Source organism: Methanocella conradii HZ254 (assembly GCF_000251105.1).
Classification (GTDB): Archaea; Halobacteriota; Methanocellia; order Methanocellales; family Methanocellaceae; genus Methanocella; species Methanocella conradii.
In genome coordinates, this window is record NC_017034.1 from 2,336,122 (window position 1) to 2,353,137 (window position 17,016).

General features: G+C 55.1%; 17 protein-coding genes. 5 read left to right on the top strand and 12 right to left on the bottom strand.

Going from position 1 to position 17,016, the window contains the following annotated elements:
- Positions 1-140 precede the first annotated feature (140 nt).
- Together fen and MTC_RS12295 are read left to right on the top strand one after the other, a co-directional pair.
- Positions 141-1,160 carry a flap endonuclease-1 gene (fen, locus tag MTC_RS12290; protein ID WP_014407021.1) on the top strand — a complete coding sequence of 340 codons (1,020 nt, stop codon included), beginning with the start codon at positions 141-143 and terminating at the stop codon, positions 1,158-1,160.
- A gap of 409 nt (positions 1,161-1,569) precedes the next feature.
- The gene (locus MTC_RS12295; RefSeq protein WP_014407022.1) at positions 1,570-2,250 is read left to right on the top strand and encodes a DUF169 domain-containing protein; all 681 of its coding nucleotides are present in this window, start codon (positions 1,570-1,572) and stop codon (positions 2,248-2,250) included.
- A gap of 11 nt (positions 2,251-2,261) precedes the next feature.
- On the opposite strand, the gene MTC_RS12300 is transcribed toward MTC_RS12295, so the two are convergent.
- The 12 genes from MTC_RS12300 to MTC_RS12955 form a co-directional block, all read right to left on the bottom strand.
- A complete protein-coding gene (locus MTC_RS12300) occupies positions 2,262-3,035 on the bottom strand; it encodes a sugar phosphate isomerase/epimerase family protein (protein WP_014407023.1) in 774 nt (257 codons plus the stop codon).
- 78 nt (positions 3,036-3,113) lie between these two features.
- Complete coding sequence (locus tag MTC_RS12305; RefSeq protein WP_048189429.1) at positions 3,114-3,527, bottom strand: hypothetical protein; 414 nt, start codon at positions 3,525-3,527, stop codon at positions 3,114-3,116.
- Positions 3,528-3,567: 40 nt separating this feature from the next.
- Positions 3,568-4,368 carry a formylmethanofuran dehydrogenase subunit C gene (locus MTC_RS12310; RefSeq protein WP_014407024.1) on the bottom strand — a complete coding sequence of 267 codons (801 nt, stop codon included), beginning with the start codon at positions 4,366-4,368 and terminating at the stop codon, positions 3,568-3,570.
- Position 4,369: 1 nt separating this feature from the next.
- On the bottom strand, positions 4,370-6,127 hold the full coding sequence (fwdA, locus tag MTC_RS12315; RefSeq protein WP_014407025.1) for a tungsten-dependent formylmethanofuran dehydrogenase subunit FwdA: 1,758 nt from the start codon (positions 6,125-6,127) through the stop codon (positions 4,370-4,372).
- A 9-nt stretch (positions 6,128-6,136) separates the two neighbouring features.
- Positions 6,137-7,510, bottom strand: coding sequence for a formylmethanofuran dehydrogenase subunit B (locus MTC_RS12320; protein WP_014407026.1), 1,374 nt, complete (start codon positions 7,508-7,510; stop codon positions 6,137-6,139).
- On the bottom strand, positions 7,510-7,917 hold the full coding sequence (locus MTC_RS12325; protein ID WP_014407027.1) for a molybdopterin dinucleotide binding domain-containing protein: 408 nt from the start codon (positions 7,915-7,917) through the stop codon (positions 7,510-7,512). The genes MTC_RS12320 and MTC_RS12325 overlap by 1 nt, the downstream gene beginning before the upstream one ends.
- A 26-nt stretch (positions 7,918-7,943) precedes the next feature.
- Positions 7,944-8,471 carry a hydrogenase iron-sulfur subunit gene (locus MTC_RS12330; RefSeq protein WP_014407028.1) on the bottom strand — a complete coding sequence of 176 codons (528 nt, stop codon included), beginning with the start codon at positions 8,469-8,471 and terminating at the stop codon, positions 7,944-7,946.
- Positions 8,472-8,473: 2 nt separating this feature from the next.
- The gene (locus tag MTC_RS12335) at positions 8,474-10,453 is read right to left on the bottom strand and encodes a CoB--CoM heterodisulfide reductase iron-sulfur subunit A family protein (protein WP_014407029.1); all 1,980 of its coding nucleotides are present in this window, start codon (positions 10,451-10,453) and stop codon (positions 8,474-8,476) included.
- 10 nt (positions 10,454-10,463) lie between these two features.
- On the bottom strand, positions 10,464-11,372 hold the full coding sequence (gene hdrB / locus MTC_RS12340; protein ID WP_014407030.1) for a CoB--CoM heterodisulfide reductase subunit B: 909 nt from the start codon (positions 11,370-11,372) through the stop codon (positions 10,464-10,466).
- On the bottom strand, positions 11,369-11,911 hold the full coding sequence (gene hdrC / locus MTC_RS12345) for a CoB--CoM heterodisulfide reductase subunit C (RefSeq protein WP_014407031.1): 543 nt from the start codon (positions 11,909-11,911) through the stop codon (positions 11,369-11,371). Before hdrC ends, hdrB begins: the two co-directional genes overlap by 4 nt.
- Before the next feature lie 3 nt (positions 11,912-11,914).
- Positions 11,915-13,009: a 4Fe-4S binding protein gene (locus MTC_RS12350; RefSeq protein ID WP_014407032.1), complete on the bottom strand. Its 1,095-nt coding sequence runs from the start codon at positions 13,007-13,009 to the stop codon at positions 11,915-11,917.
- A gap of 21 nt (positions 13,010-13,030) precedes the next feature.
- Entirely contained in the window at positions 13,031-13,273 is a 243-nt protein-coding gene (locus MTC_RS12955; RefSeq protein WP_014407033.1) for a 4Fe-4S binding protein, read from the bottom strand.
- 558 nt (positions 13,274-13,831) lie between these two features.
- Between MTC_RS12955 and MTC_RS12355 the strand changes: the two genes are divergently transcribed.
- The 3 genes from MTC_RS12355 to MTC_RS12365 all read left to right on the top strand — a co-directional run bounded on the left by MTC_RS12355 (position 13,832) and on the right by MTC_RS12365 (position 17,008).
- Positions 13,832-14,746 carry an NADH-quinone oxidoreductase subunit B family protein gene (locus MTC_RS12355; protein WP_014407034.1) on the top strand — a complete coding sequence of 305 codons (915 nt, stop codon included), beginning with the start codon at positions 13,832-13,834 and terminating at the stop codon, positions 14,744-14,746.
- Positions 14,747-14,756: 10 nt separating this feature from the next.
- Positions 14,757-16,166, top strand: a complete 1,410-nt coding sequence (locus tag MTC_RS12360) for a Ni/Fe hydrogenase subunit alpha (protein WP_014407035.1) — start codon at positions 14,757-14,759, stop codon at positions 16,164-16,166.
- Positions 16,167-16,246: 80 nt separating this feature from the next.
- Positions 16,247-17,008 (top strand): hypothetical protein, encoded by a 762-nt coding sequence (locus MTC_RS12365; RefSeq protein ID WP_014407036.1) that lies wholly within the window; start codon positions 16,247-16,249, stop codon positions 17,006-17,008.
- The last annotated feature ends 8 nt before the right edge of the window (positions 17,009-17,016 follow it).

Genomic DNA, 17,016 nt, shown 5'->3' on the forward strand with positions numbered 1-17,016 from the left:
TTGAAGCTTCGGCACCATGGTTCACCTGATACTCAGCCGTAGTTCTGCTTCGAGTTTATAAACAATTTCCTTACGCCATTGAATGAGAGAGCTACAATTTATAAACCTCTAGCATATAGTAGACAGTGGAGAAATCGTAGATGGGAGTCGACCTGACCGACCTGGCGCCAAAGCATGAGATTGAGCTGAAGGAGCTGAGCGGCAAGATAATAGCCATAGACGCATTTAACACGCTGTACCAGTTTTTGAGCATAATACGGCAGCCTGACGGGACCCCGCTCGTTGATGAAAAGGGGCAGGTCACATCGCATTTGTCGGGTATAATATATAGGGTGACGAACCTGATTGAGCTGGGCATCAAGCCCGTGTTCGTATTCGATGGTAAGCCTCCGCTCCTTAAGGCTGAGACGATTAAGGCGAGGGCCGAGGTCAGGGAGGCGGCCAGGCAGATGTATGAGGCAGCGGTTGAGGAGGGCAGCGCAGAGGCGTACAAGTATGCCCAGGCCGCGACGAGCATAAATGCCCAGATAATAGAGGACTCGAAGACGCTGCTTGGCTATATGGGTATACCATTCATTGTCGCCCCATCCGAGGGCGAGGCGCAGGCATCCTGCATGGTCTCTAAGGGCGCCGCCGACTATGTAGGCTCTCAGGACTATGATTCTTTGCTGTTTGGCGCGCCGCGCATGGTTCGGAATGTGACCATAACGGGCCGCCGCAAGGTGCCCAGGAGGAACATCTACGTCGACGTGAAGCCCGAAATCGTAGAGCTAAAGGAAACGCTTGAAACGCTAGACATCACAAGGGAGCAGCTCATAGATATTGGCATCCTCGTGGGCACGGACTTTAACCCTGGGATTTACAAGGTAGGCCCGAAGACTGCCCTTAAGCTCGTCAAGAAACATAAAAACATGCAGGAGGTCTTCGGCGAATTAGAGCAGACCATCGAGAATTATGAGGAGATAAAGGAGTTCTTCCTGCACCCGCCCGTCACCGATGATTACCATATAGCATGGGGCCGGCCAGAGCCCGCGAAGATCAAGCACTTCTTGTGTGACGAGCATAGCTTCTCCCAGGACCGGGTGGAGAAGGTGGTCGAAAGGCTGGAGAAGGCGGTCGTAGAGACCGGCAAGCAAAAGACGCTATCGGCCTGGTTCTGAGCTCACCACAGAGGCCACAGAGGGGGATATGAACCACAGAGGTTCACAAAGGACACAGAGGATTTTTATTTCCTAAGGGGGGAGCTAGCCGCCCCCCTCGGAGACCCCCTCAATTAATAGGTCAATCATTTGATATACTATGATATGATAAATGGAGGACACATAATAAAAAAGAATCTCATTTAATAGGTAGAAAGGAGGGTCCCTCAGGGGGCGAAGCCCCCTTGAGTAATAAAAAGCCTCTGTGAACCTCTGTGGTGAATATTCTCTCTGTGTCCTTTGTGAACCTCTGTGGTGAATATTCTCTCTGTGTCCTTTGTGAACCTCTGTGGTGAATATTCTCTCTGTGGCCTCTGTGGTTCTATAGCGATTAGAAAGGTTTTAAGTAATTAAGATTAACATTGTTAAGATGATCGTTATGGCAAGTTATGAGGAGCTGTCATCTAGGCTAAAAACGCTATTGGGCTTGAAGGGGTCCCCCGTGGCGGTCAAATTGGTCGCCCAGCGGGGCGAGATACCTGCGGGGGTGGCTGAGCTAAAGGAGAAGCTCAGGCACTGCGAGATGGTGCAGAAGGCGCGGCATGGCGACGTGTTCTATGCCACAAAGGAGCAGCACGCCTGCGCTGGAGGGGCTGGAGCGCTGGGCGTGGCGGAGACGCCCGAAAAGATAAAGACGGGGGAGTTCTACTTTGGGCTGGGCAGGTTTAAGACTCTTGAGTCAGCCAAGAAGACCATGGACGCCGTTCCCAGGACGGGCAAGCACTTCATAGCCTCCATGTACGCGCCGCTCGAGAAGGCGAGCTTCAAGCCCGACGTGGTGGTAGTGATAGGCAACCCGAAGCAAATACTGAGGATAGGGCAGTCAAACATATATGAGAAGGGCGGACGCAACGTCGTGAGCTTTGCGGGCATACAATCCCTGTGTGGCGATGCGGTGGCCCAGCCCTACAACACCGGGGAGATGAACGCCACGTTTGGGTGCGACGGCTCACGAAAGTACGCTAAGATAGCCGACGACGAGCTAATCGTGGGCATACCCGAGGCGAAGCTGAAGGGCGTCGTCGAGGCGCTTGAAAAGATATCAAAATAGCCATTTTTTATTTAAAAATAGCTCTTGACGTAGCCTATAAGCTCTTTGTAGAGTACCATGAGGTCGCCGCTATCCAGGCCTGCTAGCTCCTGCCGGTCGAGCTCAATGCTAAAGGTGCCGTCATATCTATTGGACTTCATCCTGGATAGGAGGGCACCGAGCGGCAGGTGTCCATCGCCCGGCACCAGGTGGCTCGATCCAGGGCTTCGATGATCGCTAATGTGAACGCCTTTAACGCGAGGGGCGAGCATGTCATACGCCTGCAAAATATCAAAGCCGCTCGCCGCACAGTTTGCCACGTCAAAATTAATGAACACGTCCATATCGTATGCGAGGTCTCTGACCCGCTTTATGTCCATTACTGGCGGCACCTTAAGGCTACCCGCTGGGGCGCCATTCTCTATGCAAATAGAAGAGCCACCATATAAGCCTTTAAAATAATTCAGCCTATCCCTGAAAAGGAAACATGAAACGTCACGCAAAAATGGCGAGTTAGGAACCTTAAAGATGATGCTACGAGGCTTAAAGATATGGATGGCAGAATGGGCCTCGACGTCGCCATGGAGAAGGTAATGAAGAGGCCTCCTAAAGGTAAGGGTCGGGGCTACAATGCTCCTTATAGGCATATTATAGTCCACGGAGCGGATGAACAGGGTATCAAGGTCCACATTTAGAGCCGAGCAGTCCAGCTCGATGCCATCGTAGCCAGACCTTTCGGCGATATCAAAGGCCTCGTCCACCTTTTTAAGGCTATCCAGGCATACCTGCAGCAATATTTCAGGCATCAAAAGAATATCTAGAGCCCGAAGGATAAATCAGCAAAGCAAGAAAAAATCGAACGGCCGCTATTTACGCCGTAAAATCTACATGTCATAGTAGAGCTCTTTTATCTTGATGAAAACGTCGCCCACCATGACGTATTCCTTGAACACCGTATCATGGTCGGTGATGCGGCGCTCCACCACGTAGCCGTTCTGCTTCAGAATATCGCCGATAGGCTTCTTTTGAGCGCGTATCTCGTCTATGAATTCCGGGGGATTCTTATCGACCGGCATCTCCACCGTTGAATGGACTATGACCTTGCCGTCCTTTAAAAATTCTGATACTCGAAAGATGACACCATTTTTTTCTTCCTGGCCGACCACGCGGAACACGACCCCGGGATAGTTATCCATCAGGTATCGCGTAGTGGACTCGGCAGAACTTATAATCGCTTTATACCAGGGCATCGACAGCGTGCTCCCAACCTGTAATGATGAATAAATAGGTTTGAACATCTCCAGGAGGAGATGTTCATATTCTTATATAATCTTTTTCTCAAGCCTTTACGTAAAGGGTGCCTTTTCCGGCCTCTGCACGGTCGCCCTGGTAGACCTTAAAGGGAGTTGCCTTGCCGTCAAATTCGACTTCCTGTGTCGTCTTTAGGGCAAAGCCGGGCATCATGGTCTCGATCTTGCCGAGAACGTAAATGGTGCCGCGGATCATCTGGGCGCCAACCCGGCCTGGGGAATCGCCGTAGATGACGATCTTTCCGCCAGGGTCCTTGGGGCCAAGCGCCCTGCCGGCGTGGATGCCAGCGTTTATGTCCACGTTACCCTTGACGGTGATCGTGCCGCCCATCATGTACTCGCCGATGTCGCAGCCGGCGTTGCCGTTAACGACGATTTCGCCGCCCTTCATGCCACGCCAGTCGCCCCTATACGAGGCTCCCAGGTAGTTGCCTGCGTTGCCCTCGATGACGAGCTTTCCGCCCTCCATCTGGATGCCCGCGAAGGCGTCTGCGTTGCCCTTGACGATGATGCTGCCGCCCTTCATCCAGGCGCCGCAGTACATGTCCACGTCGCCCTTACAGAGGATAGCGCCAGCCGTCATCTTGGCTCCGATGTACTTGACCCTCGGGACGCTCCCGTTGATGACTATGGCCTGGTCCTCCGCCCTGGCGGCGACTGTGCCGGAGATGTCGAAGAACTTCCCTAAAGGCCAGGTGGTGTTACCCTCCCATACTTTTAGGGCCTTGATCTCGTCCAGGGTCTTGCCGGCGAAAACGTCGGGGCTGATGACCTCTGCCTCGAGGACGAGGTACTTCTCGCCATTGGGGGTTAAGGTTATCTTTTCCATCTTAGTTACCTCCCGCCAGCGGCCCGGCTTTTATGACAGTCGGGTTAACGAGGTATGCGTCCTGCACCGGGTAGTTGTTCAGCGTGACCGAGTAGTACTTCAGGAACTTGTCCACGATGTCGTTGGTGACTTCCTTGTTTTCGATGCCATCCACCGCATTAGTCCAGACAGTGCTCTTGGTGGTGCCGTTGGAGACCACTTCGCCGTCCTTGATGACTATCTCGCCGCCCTTTATCGTGTAGGCCGCCCTCTCGAACGCCTTGACGACCGCCTCGGGCTTCTGCGTGGCATCCGTCGTCTTCGGGTTGTAGTTGTATATTGCGATGTCCGCATCTGCGCCTATGGCCAGGCTGCCCTTCTTCTTGCCCAGGCCGAGAGCCTTTGCCGGCCCTGCCCTGGTCATCTGGGCGATTTCGTAGAGCGTCATCTCTCGGTCGATAGACCCTATCTTGGTTCTCTCGGGCACCCACTTGTGGAGGGTCGCCAGCTTTGCGTCCCTCGCCTTCTTGCTCATGAGCCAGCTCATGACCGTTGGATAGCGGGTGAACGGCCCGGCGTTCGGATGGTCGGTGGTCATGAAGCACTTCATGGGGTCTTTAATAAGCAGGGCAAGCTCCAGCCCTATCGCCCACTGTATGCCGCAGACGTGCAGCTTGGGGTCGTAGATGTATGGAACGACTCCCGAGCCTGTCTCGAGCTCCACGTCCTCGTTTGCCCACTTCAGGTGGTTGAGCGAGTGCAGGCTGAACTCCATCGGGCCATCCGCCGTCATGGTGGTGGTCTCGTCAAGGGTCACGAAGCCAGCGTCTACGGTAAGGTGGTCGTGGGAGTTCACGTAGTCCGCGATGGCGTCAGCCTTAGACTCGAAGTCCTTCCAGGAAGTACCACCGTAACAGTTGAACTGGGCGTGCGTGAAGTGCATGTTCTGGGTCCTTCCAGACTTCTTGTTTATCGGCATGTTCTCGGTCAACGCCAGCGTCTTCAGGGTCGTCGTGTAGTTGCCCGGATGGCCCAGGTTGTTGCCGTGAAGGTGTATGGAGTGCGGCAGGCCCAGGCGCTCGTTGGCCCCTGCAAGGCCCTTTATGATGTCCCTCGGGGTCACGTCGAAGTACGGGACGGGGTCGTCAATCGTGACGCAGTTCTTGCCCCAGCCCCACGCCTCAGTTCCTCCAGGGTTGACCAGCTTCACCACAAAGCCCTTGGTGGCCTTGAGCATCCAGGCGACGAAGGCGTCCAGCTTATCCCACTCGCCCCTCTTGATGTACTCCATGACGAGCCAGTTGTTGCCCAGTAGCGTGTAGGCTGACTCGTCTATGATGGGGGTGTCCCTTATCTCCTCATGGGTGTGCCTGGCCAGCAGCGGCGGCATGGCCGCCTCGTTGACCATCGTGTAGCCCATCATGGCATACCTGTAGCCCGTGGTGAACGTCGAGGGCACTGAGAAGCCTCCGCCCGCCCTCACGAGCTTCGTGCTGGCCATGATCCGGTCATCGTGAAGCTTGTCCTCGGGCCTGTATAGCCTTCCGACGTTGACCTTTGGGCCTGCGACGTGCGAGTGGATATCGACTCCGCCAGCCATGACGGTCTTACCCCTGGCATCTATGACTTTAGCGCCGGTGGTAAGCCTGGAAGGCTCCACTATCTTGCCGTTCTGGACAGCGATATCCTTGACGTCACCATTTATGCCGCTCGCCGGGTCGTAAACGAACCCGTTCTTTATCAGGATTTCATTTGTTGCAGTTGTAGCTTTCTTGGCCATGGTTCCACCTCAGTGATGCCCCTGTCCAGCGGGGATGCCCTTCAGCTCCTTTACTCTATTCAAAATCCTTCGTAGGATCTCCTCGTCTGAGAGGATGCCCTTAGGAGCGTCTACGACCTTCCTGCAGCGGATTGGCACGTTGTCCATGCGATAGGCAGTGCCCTCCTCCTCTACGCCGATTATGCTTGACGGTATGACGAGCTTGGATATGCCAGTCGTGGGAGTATAGTGCGGGTCAATCGCTATCGTCGGTATCTGGGCGTAGTACTTCATCGCCTCCACCGGGAAGTGTGCGCCCGGGTCTGACGCGATGATGAGGGCAGCGTCGCATTCATGCCTCAGCAGTATGTCGTTCGCGGCGGTCTCTCCCGGGTTATACCGCGGGTAGCCCCTGGAGAAGTCCATGGCGAACGGGAAGCCCGACTGCCAGGACATGACCTGGCCGCTTCCAGTAACGTTGTAGTGGCCTCGCATGGGTATGAGGTTGAACTTCGTATACTTGTTCATGTCCTGCGTCCAGCTGATGGCCATGTCGATGTTGCGGTGCTTGCCCGTCGTCTGGGTTACCCCCATTCCGAAGAAGAGCAGGCCGAACTTCTTGGATTTCGCCACCTCGGCGAGCTCCTTGATCTGCTCCTTCTTTACGCCTGCAACCACGTCGGGGATGTCCTCGCCCCTAGTTACCGTCCTTAAGGCGTCTAGTAATTCGTAGTCCTTGCCCTGCTCTACCTGTATGTAGATGTCTGCCTGCTTGGCGGTGTCCGTCGGCCTGGGGTCCACTACCACTAGCGTGCGGTCATCAAAGCCCCTCTCTGTGAAGAAGCCTCTCGGGTAAATCGTGTAGCGGCTCATGTGCCTCGGGTGGGCATGAATGGGATTGCAGCCCCAGTATATTATGAGGTCTGCCCTGTTCTTGACCTCCCCCAGCGTACACATAGGCGCGCCCACGGTCTGGATGGCTAAAATGCTTGGGCCATGGCAGACCGAAGCCGTGTTATCCGTTACGCCGCCAGTGACCTCGGCAAGCTCGTTGCCTATCTCCTGCGCCTCGCACGACGTTGAAGACCAGCCATAGTATAGCGGCCTCTTCGCGCTAGCCAGGATCTGAGCTGCCTTCTCTATGGCATAATCATAGCTCACAGGGGTGAACTCAGTGGTGCCATCCTCCCTCTCGAGAGGCTGCATTATCCTGTGGCCGGCCTGCGCCGACTTGAACTTCTCGTTGCCTATTATACAAGCGTTCATCGTGTCGACAATCCTGTTGCCGTCGAGCACGACCTTTATGTCGTCGCAAAGGGTTCCACAGAACGGGCAGACCACATCCGTTACCACTCTTAGGCCTTCTGGCTTCGTAGCGGTTTCTGTCTTTTGAATCTCTATCATTATGCCTTCTCCTTTAGTAATGTGGTCTTCTGAAGCAGCTCGATGCCGTTCAGAACTTTCTCGTTAGGCGCTGGCTCAATCGTCACCTTTACTCCTTTGAAGTGGGGCATGCCCGTGGAATACGTGTTCGGGCTCGTAACCTGGTTTGCCCAGGGCCCCATGGGAATAAAGACCAGCCCAGGGTGTGGACCCTGGGTTGTTTTGACCGCCCTAACGACTACCTCTCCGTAGGCTGACTTGACCCTCACGGTCTGGCCCGGGAATACCTTGAGCTTTTTTAAATCAGCCACGTCCATCTCGCATATCCCGCAGGCCTTTACATACTCTTCATCATGCTTGTGTCCCTCGATGGCGACACCCTGCATGAATGTCCTGCCTGATATCAGGTTCACTTCGATAGCAGTCATTTTCGGGTCTCCTGAGGAAGCCCCGGTCACTTCTTCTGGACCGGTGCGGCTTCCAGCTTCTTACCAGCGCTTGCCTTTGCGATCTCGGCCAGGTCCTCGTCCGCGGCGGCTGCATGGCCAGCTTCGGCCGCCACCTTGACCTTCTTCTGGACGGGACTCGGGCCCAGCTTCTTGATGGTATTGACCATGTCCTTGACGACCTCCGCCCACAGGGCACCTTCGGATGCCGAGACGAACGTCATCTTGAGCCTTCTCGGGTCAATGCCATACTGCTCTAAGACTTTCCTGGTTAAAGCGATCCTGCGCCTCGCCTTGTAGTTGCCCGCTATATAGTGACAGTCGCCGATGTGGCAGCCAGACACGAGCACGGCGTCGGCTCCGAGGCTGAACGCCTCGAGGATGAACGCAGGGTCGATGCGGCCCGTACACATCACGCGGATGACGCGGACGTTGGGCGGGTACTGTATTCTAGATGTCCCTGCAAGGTCTGCGCCCGCGTAGGTACACCAGTTGCACAGGATACCGAGTATCTTGGGTTCGAACTCGTCTGCCATTTTTACGCACCTCCAGCAGGGGTGAACAATGCTGCAATCTGCGCCCTTATCTGGTCATTCTTGAAGTGCTGCATAGTTATCGCTTTTGCAGGGCATGCTGCGCCACAGGTGCCGCAGCCCTTACACATGGCATCGTTCACGCTAGCCCTTCTGTGGCCCTCACTTATCACGTTGAGCGTGATGGCCTTGTACGGGCACAGGCTTCCGCATACGCCGCAGCCCGAGCAGAGGTCTTCATTGACCTTTGCCGCGATGGGCTCAAGGGCCACCTTGCCCTGGTTGATCGGAACCTGCGCTGCCGCAGCCGCGCCTGCAGCCTGGGCAACCGTGTCTGGAATGTCCTTCGGGCCCTGGCAGCAGCCCGCCAGGTATATGCCATCCGTGCTCGTGGAGAACGGGTTCAGCTTCGGATGCGCTTCCAGCAAGAACTTGTCCGGGCTTCTGGATATGGTGAGCTTGTTCCTTAGAAGCTCGGTCTCAGCCTTCGGGACTATAGCTGAAGCTAGCACCACCATATCGGCCTCAAGCGCTACAGGCGTGCCCAACAACGTGTCCTCAGCGTGCACGATCAAGTTCTTATTAACAGGGTTCTCCTCTATGTAAGAGACCCTGCCCCTGATGAACTTGGCGCCTTCATCCTGAATCCTGTAGTAGAACTCCTCATAAGCCTTGCCAAAAGCCCTGATATCCATGTAGAATATGTAGGGCACGGTGCCCGGCATCTTCTCCATGATCTGGTGGGCGTGCTTGAGCGAGTACATGCAGCAGACTCTCGAGCAGTATGGGTTGGCGTCCTGGTCCCTCGAGCCGGCGCACAAAACGAACGCGACGCTGTGCGGCTTCTGGCCGTCAGACGGCCGGATAAGCTTGCCACCAGTCGGGCCTGAAGCGTTTATGAGCCTCTCGAACTGCAAGCCAGTGATGACGTTATCGTAGACGCCGTAGCCCCACTCCTCCTTCTTCTGAATCTCGTACAGGTCAAAGCCGGTGGCGACGATAATCGTGCCCACCTTGATCTCGACGAGCTCGTCCTTCATGTTCAGGTCTATGGCGTTCTTGTCACCACACTTCTTCACGCAAAGCTCACACTTTATACAGCTGTTAAAGTCAACGGTGTACTTGAGCGGGACTGCCTGCGGGAAGGGCACGTATATGGCCTTCCTCGGGCCCAGGCCGAGGTCGAACTCGTTACCCTTGGTGACCGGGCAAACTGCCGCGCAGTCACCACAGCCGTTACAATCGGCTTCCTTGACGCCACGGGCCTTCCGCCTCACAGTGACGGTGAAATTCCCGATGTAGCCGTCCACCTTTTCGACTTCAGAGTAGGTTAACAGCTTAATGTTGGGGTGCCTTTCGACGTCCACCATCTTCGGGGTCAGGATACACTGCGAGCAGTCCAGGGTCGGGAACGTCTTGTCCAGCCTGGACATGTTGCCGCCTATGCTCGGCTCTTTCTCGACCAGGTATGTGGTAATCCCGGAGTCCGCAGTCTCCAGCGCGGCCTGGATACCCGCGACGCCGCCGCCGATTACCATTACCGCCTTCTCGACCGGTATGTACTTCGTATCGAGCGGCTCGAGCAGCGATGCCCTCGCCACGGACATCCTTATGATGTCCTTCGCCTTCTCCGTCGCCCTCTCCGGCTCCTTCATGTGGATCCAGGAGGATTGCTCACGAATGTTCGCCATCTCGAATATGAAAGGATTCAACCCGCCAGCTGCACAGGTCTTCCTGAAGGTCGGCTCGTGCAGGCGGGGCGAGCAAGCAGCCACCACTACTGCCTCAAGGTTATGCTCCTTGATGGCATCCCTGATCTTCGCCTGACCGGGCGTGGAGCACATATACGTATAATTCTCAGCGTGCACCACATTAGGAAGCGTCTTAGCGTACTCGACCATTTTTTCGATTGGAATGACGCCCGCTATGTTAGTACCGCAGTGACAGATGAACACTCCAACTCTGTTAGGTTTCTTCTCAGCCATTTCTCATCCCTCACACAATCTTATCCAGCAACGAGTCTACTTTTATCACGTGCGCCTCCAGTCCCAGCTCGTCCGGGCTCATGCCCTGGGCGAGGCCCAGCAATTGCCCGTAATGGAGCACCGGGATGTCGTAGCTGTCGCCGAACTTCTCCTTGATCTCGAGCTGTCCCCTATCGAACTGGAGGTGACAGAACGGACAAACGTCCACCACGCAATCCACTCCGACCTGAGACATGTTCTTGAGCTTCTCGTTGGTCATGTCCAGCGCAAAGTCTATCTTATAGCCTCGCACTCCTCCGCCTGCTCCACAGCACATCATCTTGTCCTTGTAGTTTACGCTCCTGGCGCCCAGCACCTCTACCATCTCGTCCAGGAACGTCGGGACTTCGGTCGAGAACGCCGCACTGCCAAATTTCCTGTCCCTTCCAGGCTTGAGCAAGTGGCAGCCGTAGTGGATGCCCACCTTAATCCCGTTGAGCGGCTGTACCACGCTGTCCCTTATCTTTTTCAGGCCTACGTCAGTGTATAGCTGTTCTGCAACGTGCCTGATCTCAATAGAGCCCTTGAACTGCATGTCGGCCAGCTTTAAGAGGTCGTTGACCTTGGCCTTTTCAGCAGGATTCTCCTTAAGCCTCTCGTTCACGTCGTAGAGAGACTTATAGCAGCCGTTGCACAAAACGCTACAGTCCAGGCCCATCTGCTCTGACAGGCAGATGTTCCTTGCGGCCAAAGCTTCCCATGTGAGTATGTCCATGGACCCGAACGCGCCGGGAGCGGGGCAGCATCCCGCGCCTTTGAGGTCCACCAGCTCCAGGCCGAGGTTTTTCGCCGTCTTGATGGTCGATGCCTCGATGCCCGGGTACCTATTCGGGGCTATGCATCCCAGGAATAATGAAGACTTGAATTTAGTTTCGCTCATTTCTTACCACCTTCCACAGCGGCCTTAATGGCCATCAAACCTGTCGCCTCCAGTATCTTCTGTACGCCAGGTATGTACTCGGGGTACATGTGAGTCGTGGGCGGCTCCGCCGTCAGGCCAAGCTTCTTGCGTAGAGCCCTGTTTGCGTCGTTGTTGGGCACGCCGTGGCCGGTCTGGTAGATGAAGCCCGCGGTCGCTAGGAAGTTCTTCGGCACGATGTGCTGCCTGGTGGCCATGTTCCTCAACGCGATGATGACGTCCGTCGGCTTCACGTGTCTCGGGCACCTGTCAGTGCAGGTATAGCACGTCGAGCAGTACCATATCTCGTCGCTCTTCAGCAGCTCATCCTTTAGCCCGAGCGCCGTCATCCTCATTATCTTTCTGGTTCTTAGGGCGTTCCTCCTGCCCATTGGGCAGCCACCCGTACAGGTGCCGCACTGGTAGCACACGGAGATGTTCTCCCCGCCAGCCTTCTCGACCTCATGGGTAAAGTTCACGAGGCCCTTGTTCAAGTTTAAAACCTGTGATTCCAATGCCATTTTTTACGCCCCCTGAATCTTGGGAGTCTTCTCTGCCATCAGCTTATCAGCGATCTTCTTGGAAAGATTGGTCTCCTCGCCCTTCCAGTTAATCTTGGTCCTCTTCATCTTTATGGTGCCGTCAGCCGGACAGGCGTTAATGCATGCGCCGCAGAACATGCAGAAGTCCTTATTGTACATGAGCTTTCCAGGCTTCTGGCCCGCCTCCTCAACTGGCGGGATGTAAAGCGCGTTCGCCGGGCACACCTCGACGCATGTCGAGCATCCTGCCGGGCACTTATCCGTCACCAGCTCGTACTCGCCCTCGAATACCTTGCTGACCTTTGCCGCCTCCTGCGGGCAGATGACCTGGCACCACGAACAGGTGATACACTCGTCCAGGTTGATGTCCACCTTGCCGCTCAGCTTCGGCTTGGCGAGCTCCTTCCGCTCCAGCTTGATTGCCTCCTCCGGACAGGCCGAGATGCATAGCTGGCAATAGTCGCACTTCTTCTCGTCAAAAGTAAGCTTGCCGATCTTCTTAACCGTGAGGGGCGTTGGCTCCTTATAGTCTATCTTATAAGCGTCACAAAGCTCTGCGCAGATGCCACACAGCGTGCACTTATCCTCATCGAGCTTAAAGTCGAGCACGTACTTCGTGTTCGTCGAAGCAGCCTTGTGGCCCTGGTCGACGTCCGCCACCTCCCTCTTGATGGCGTCCCTGGGGCAAACCTCTTCACAAAGCACGCAAAGGGTACACTTCTCGGGGTCGATCTTGGCGTCCTTCGCTAACTGGGGGAAGCCCTGCTGCTCGATGATTGGCAGCTTTGGCTGCCCATCGACGGTCAGCTTTACCGCGTCGAACGGGCACATTATGTTGCACACGCCACAATACGAGCACTTCTTAGGGTCTATGTCGATCTTTGCGACCTGCGCCTTACCCCTTCCAACCGCTCCGATAGGCCCGCGGGAAATGGCCTCTTCGGGACAGGCGTCGATGCACACTCCACAACCAGTACACTTGTCGAGGTCAACCGTTAAGTTTGACTTAGTCAACAACAGTTTCTGCTCGACGTCCAGCTTGTTGTTCTCTATTTTTTTCGCATAACTGGGAAACAAGTATCTTCTCCTCCTATACGTTCATTCCGTTGTAAGCGTGATCGCACGCTGAGGACATACCATTAAGCAAATGCCGCAACCATTGCATACATCCTCATTGACCACGACCGCCTTACCGTTCAAGACATTGTAAGTCTTCTTTTTCGTCGCCGGGTTGGCGACCGTCAACTCCAACGCATTGACCGGGCAGGCGACAACGCAATTATTGCAACCAGTACAGATTCTGCCCTGGATATCTAACGCTATTGCCGTCACTTTACGCACCAGCCATTTGGTTTTTGTTGGTTTTTGTATGATTACATACCTATTTAAAGGTTGCTGTAACCAAGACAGGAACCTACGTTTGCCTATTTTTTTGGCACGAATATCTTAACTTGGGGTTTACTTTTTAAATATTTTTCCTCTTCGCCTGGATATCTCCTCGTTTTTATGTGGGGTAAATAATGAACGCTATATGGGCCTGGCATTGCAGCCCGGCCACTATAATTAATTATAGTTTCAAGCCTATAACTTTATAAACTTTTCCTAATATGCCAGATAAATAATTCAAATATATTATTAATTTAAAGGTAGAAATGTATTTATGCTTTTATGTTATAGATATGTTTTAAGCTATGTTATTTATTTTTGGATGGCTCTATAAGCCTTCCCTCGTAAAAGTGAGACAATCTAATATAATATACAGGCTGGTAAAAAATTTATCAACTATAACTAAACCTTTATATACCCCCGTTATGAAAAAGAGCCATGCTAAACTGAGATTTGATCTAGCCCATAAAAGGGCTTAGCAAAAGGATCTGTCTTGTCAATGGAGTGAAAGAAATGGGAGAAAAAGTCAAGGTAATCGAGTCATGGCTGGCCGCATGCGCTGGCTGTGAGATCTCGGTGCTCGACCTGCACGAGGCGCTCCTGCCCGTGCTCGAGAAGATCGAGTTCGCCTACATACCCGTGCTAATGGACGTCAAGCACCCGCCCAAGGCGACCGTAGGCATCGTAAGCGGAGGCGTGAGGAACAGCGATAACCTGCACGAGCTGCTGGAGATAAGGAAGAATTGCGATATTCTGATAGCGCTGGGCAGCTGCGCCTGCTTCGGCGGCAACCCTGGACTGGCCAACCTGTACGACCTTAACTCCGTGATGGAAGAGGTGTACGTAACCACGAAGAGCACGAAGAATGAGATAGGGAAGCTGCCATACATGGATGGCCTTCCGACGATTTTGCCGGACCTGAGGCCGGTGGGCGACTATGTCAAGGTCGACGTGATGATACCTGGCTGCGGCCCGAACCCTGCCATGATCGGCGCGGCCGTCATGTCGCTGCTCGGCGGCGCGCCCTACGAGCTGAGCAAGAAGTCGGTCTGCGACGAGTGCCCGAGAGAGAAGAGCGAGAGGAACATAAAGAAGGTATTAAGGCCGTTCGAGGGCACGGTAGACCCGAAGAAGTGCCTGTTCGAGCAGGGATACCTGTGTAGCGGCTCCGCCACCAGGGGTGGCTGCGGCGCGAGGTGCCCGAGCGCGGGCGCCGCATGCCGTGGATGCTTCGGCCCGTGCGAGAACTCGCCCGAGCAGGGCGCGGCCATGATCAGCGCAGTCGCCTCCTGCTATGGCCTGGATGAGGATCCGACGGTGGACCTTGATAAGATGGTCGAGAACATCTACGACCCCATCGGCAACTTCTATAAGTATACGCTGCCAGTCTCATTCCTGACTAAGAGGGCAGTGGAGAAGGTAAAGTGAGGTGATTCTAATGAAGCAAATCAAAGTAGCACCAGTATCAAGGATAGAAGGCCACGCCCAGATCACCATAGACGTTGATGAGAGCGGCAAGGCGACCGATGCCAGGCTCAACATCATGGAGATACGGGGCTTTGAGAAGTTCTTGCAGGGCAGGCCAATAGAGGAGGCCCCGAGGACTGTAACCCAGATCTGCGGCATCTGCCCCGTATCCCACCACCTGGCATCCGCCAAGGCGGTCGACGACAACTTTGGGGTGGAGACGGCCCCGACCGCAAAGCTTCTCCGAGAGCTAATGCAGTACGGCCAGTATATTCACAGCCACGCGCTGCACTTCTACTTCCTGGCCGCCCCGGACTTCGTGTTCGGCCCTGACAGCGACCCGAAGCAGAGGAACGTGTTTGGCATAATAGCCGCCAACCCTGAGCTAGCCGTGCAGGCCGTGAAGCACCGCAAGATAGGCCAGCAGATCGTCGAGGCCACGGGAGGCAGGTCCATATCCCCGGTCACTTTCGTGCCCGGCGGGATAACCAAGGGCCTCACCAAGGAAGACGTCGACAGGCTCCTGCCGATGGCCAAACAGGCCGTGGAGTACTCGAAAAGCGCGCTGGCGCTTGCCAAGCCGATTTTCAACCAGTACATAGACGCTATCAAGCAATTAGGGTCAGCCGAGTCCATGCACCTGGGCCTCGTCAAGAATGGCAACCTCGAGCTGTACGACGGAACTCTAAGGCTGCTCGGCAAGGATGGGAGCATTGTCAAGGAGTTCAACCCGAAGGATTACTTACAGTATATAGCCGAGTACGTGTATCCGCACTCCTACCTTAAGGCGCCTTACTGGAAGGAGATGGGCTGGGAGAACGGCATGTACCGCGTCTCGCCGCTTTCGAGGATAAACGTCTGCGACAAGATAAGCACACCGCTTGCTAACGCCGAGCTTCAGGAGTTCCGCAAGGCGTTCGGCAGGCCGGCTCAGCACACCCTGCTGTACCACTATGCCAGGCTTATCGAGCTGCTATACGCCTCTGAGCGTGCTGTGGAGATGCTGTCCGACCCCGCCATAATGGGCAAGGACCTGAGAGCCCCGGTGAAGCCCAGGGCTGCGACGGGCGTAGGCGTCATCGAGGCGCCGAGGGGTACCCTGATACACGACTACGACACTGATGAGAAGGGCTTCATCACCAGGGCCAACATCATCGTCGCCACGGCTCACAACAACAAGGCGATTAACGTGGGCCTTAAGAATACCGCCCAGAAGATCATCAATAGCGCCACCCCGCCCGAGGGCATCCTCAACAGGATGGAAATGGTCATCAGGGCGTACGACCCGTGCTTCTCCTGCGCCACCCACACCGTGGCCGGCAAGATGCCGCTCGAGGTCATCATCAACAGGCCCGACGGCAGAGAGGTAATCCGACGCTAAGCTTAGCGAGCCCCCTGGGGGCTCGTCTCTTCTTTTTTATAACAAGCTTTAAGTTCTCATTTGCCTATTAACCGCTCTATATGGCGTTTACCATTAGAGCCCTAAGCACGGCCCTGCTCATCCTGGCCGTGGCCGCGCTGTGCGGGTGCTCCGGCCCTGAAAAGAAGATTACGGCAACCGTGGCCCCAATCGTCGATGAGGAGGCGACGCCGACCCCCCTACCAACGCCTTCGGCTCAGCGCCCCGCCGTATCATTACTGGACGGCAAGGTAATCATCAGTGGCTACAGGGATGGAGCATCGGGGAGCTTCAGGCTCGACTCGGGCGTTTATATTGTCACCTGGGAGAGCTCGGGCACATACCTGAGCTTCTCGCTAACGGATGCAAGCGGAAATGGGAGCGCGGACCTCTCGAATGGCGCCGTTAGCGGCAAGAAGCTGCTCATCGTAGACGGCGATAAGGTGTATCCGGGCAACTTTACTCTTATAGCTGCCTCTGACTCAAGCTGGAAGGCCATGATTGAAAGGGCGGACGCGATTTCGCCAGCCTCCCTGCCCATAACTATGTCATGTGGTGAGGGCGAAGTTGGCATTTCGTCTCCTTTCGAGGCGCACGCAGGGGACATGTGGATAAGCTATAGCTTTTCGAGGACGGCGCAGGGCGATGGGCACGTCTATATCTATAATGTCAATTCAGGCCTTTCTTTCTATACGAGGCCATTGGCGGAGGGCGCTCAGGCGGGCGAGTCGATGGCTATCGTCCCGGATGATGGGGTCTACATAGCAGAAGTTACCATACCGCCAGGGGCCTCATATGGCGAGGTTAAGATAAGCCAGAAATAAGTTAAGGT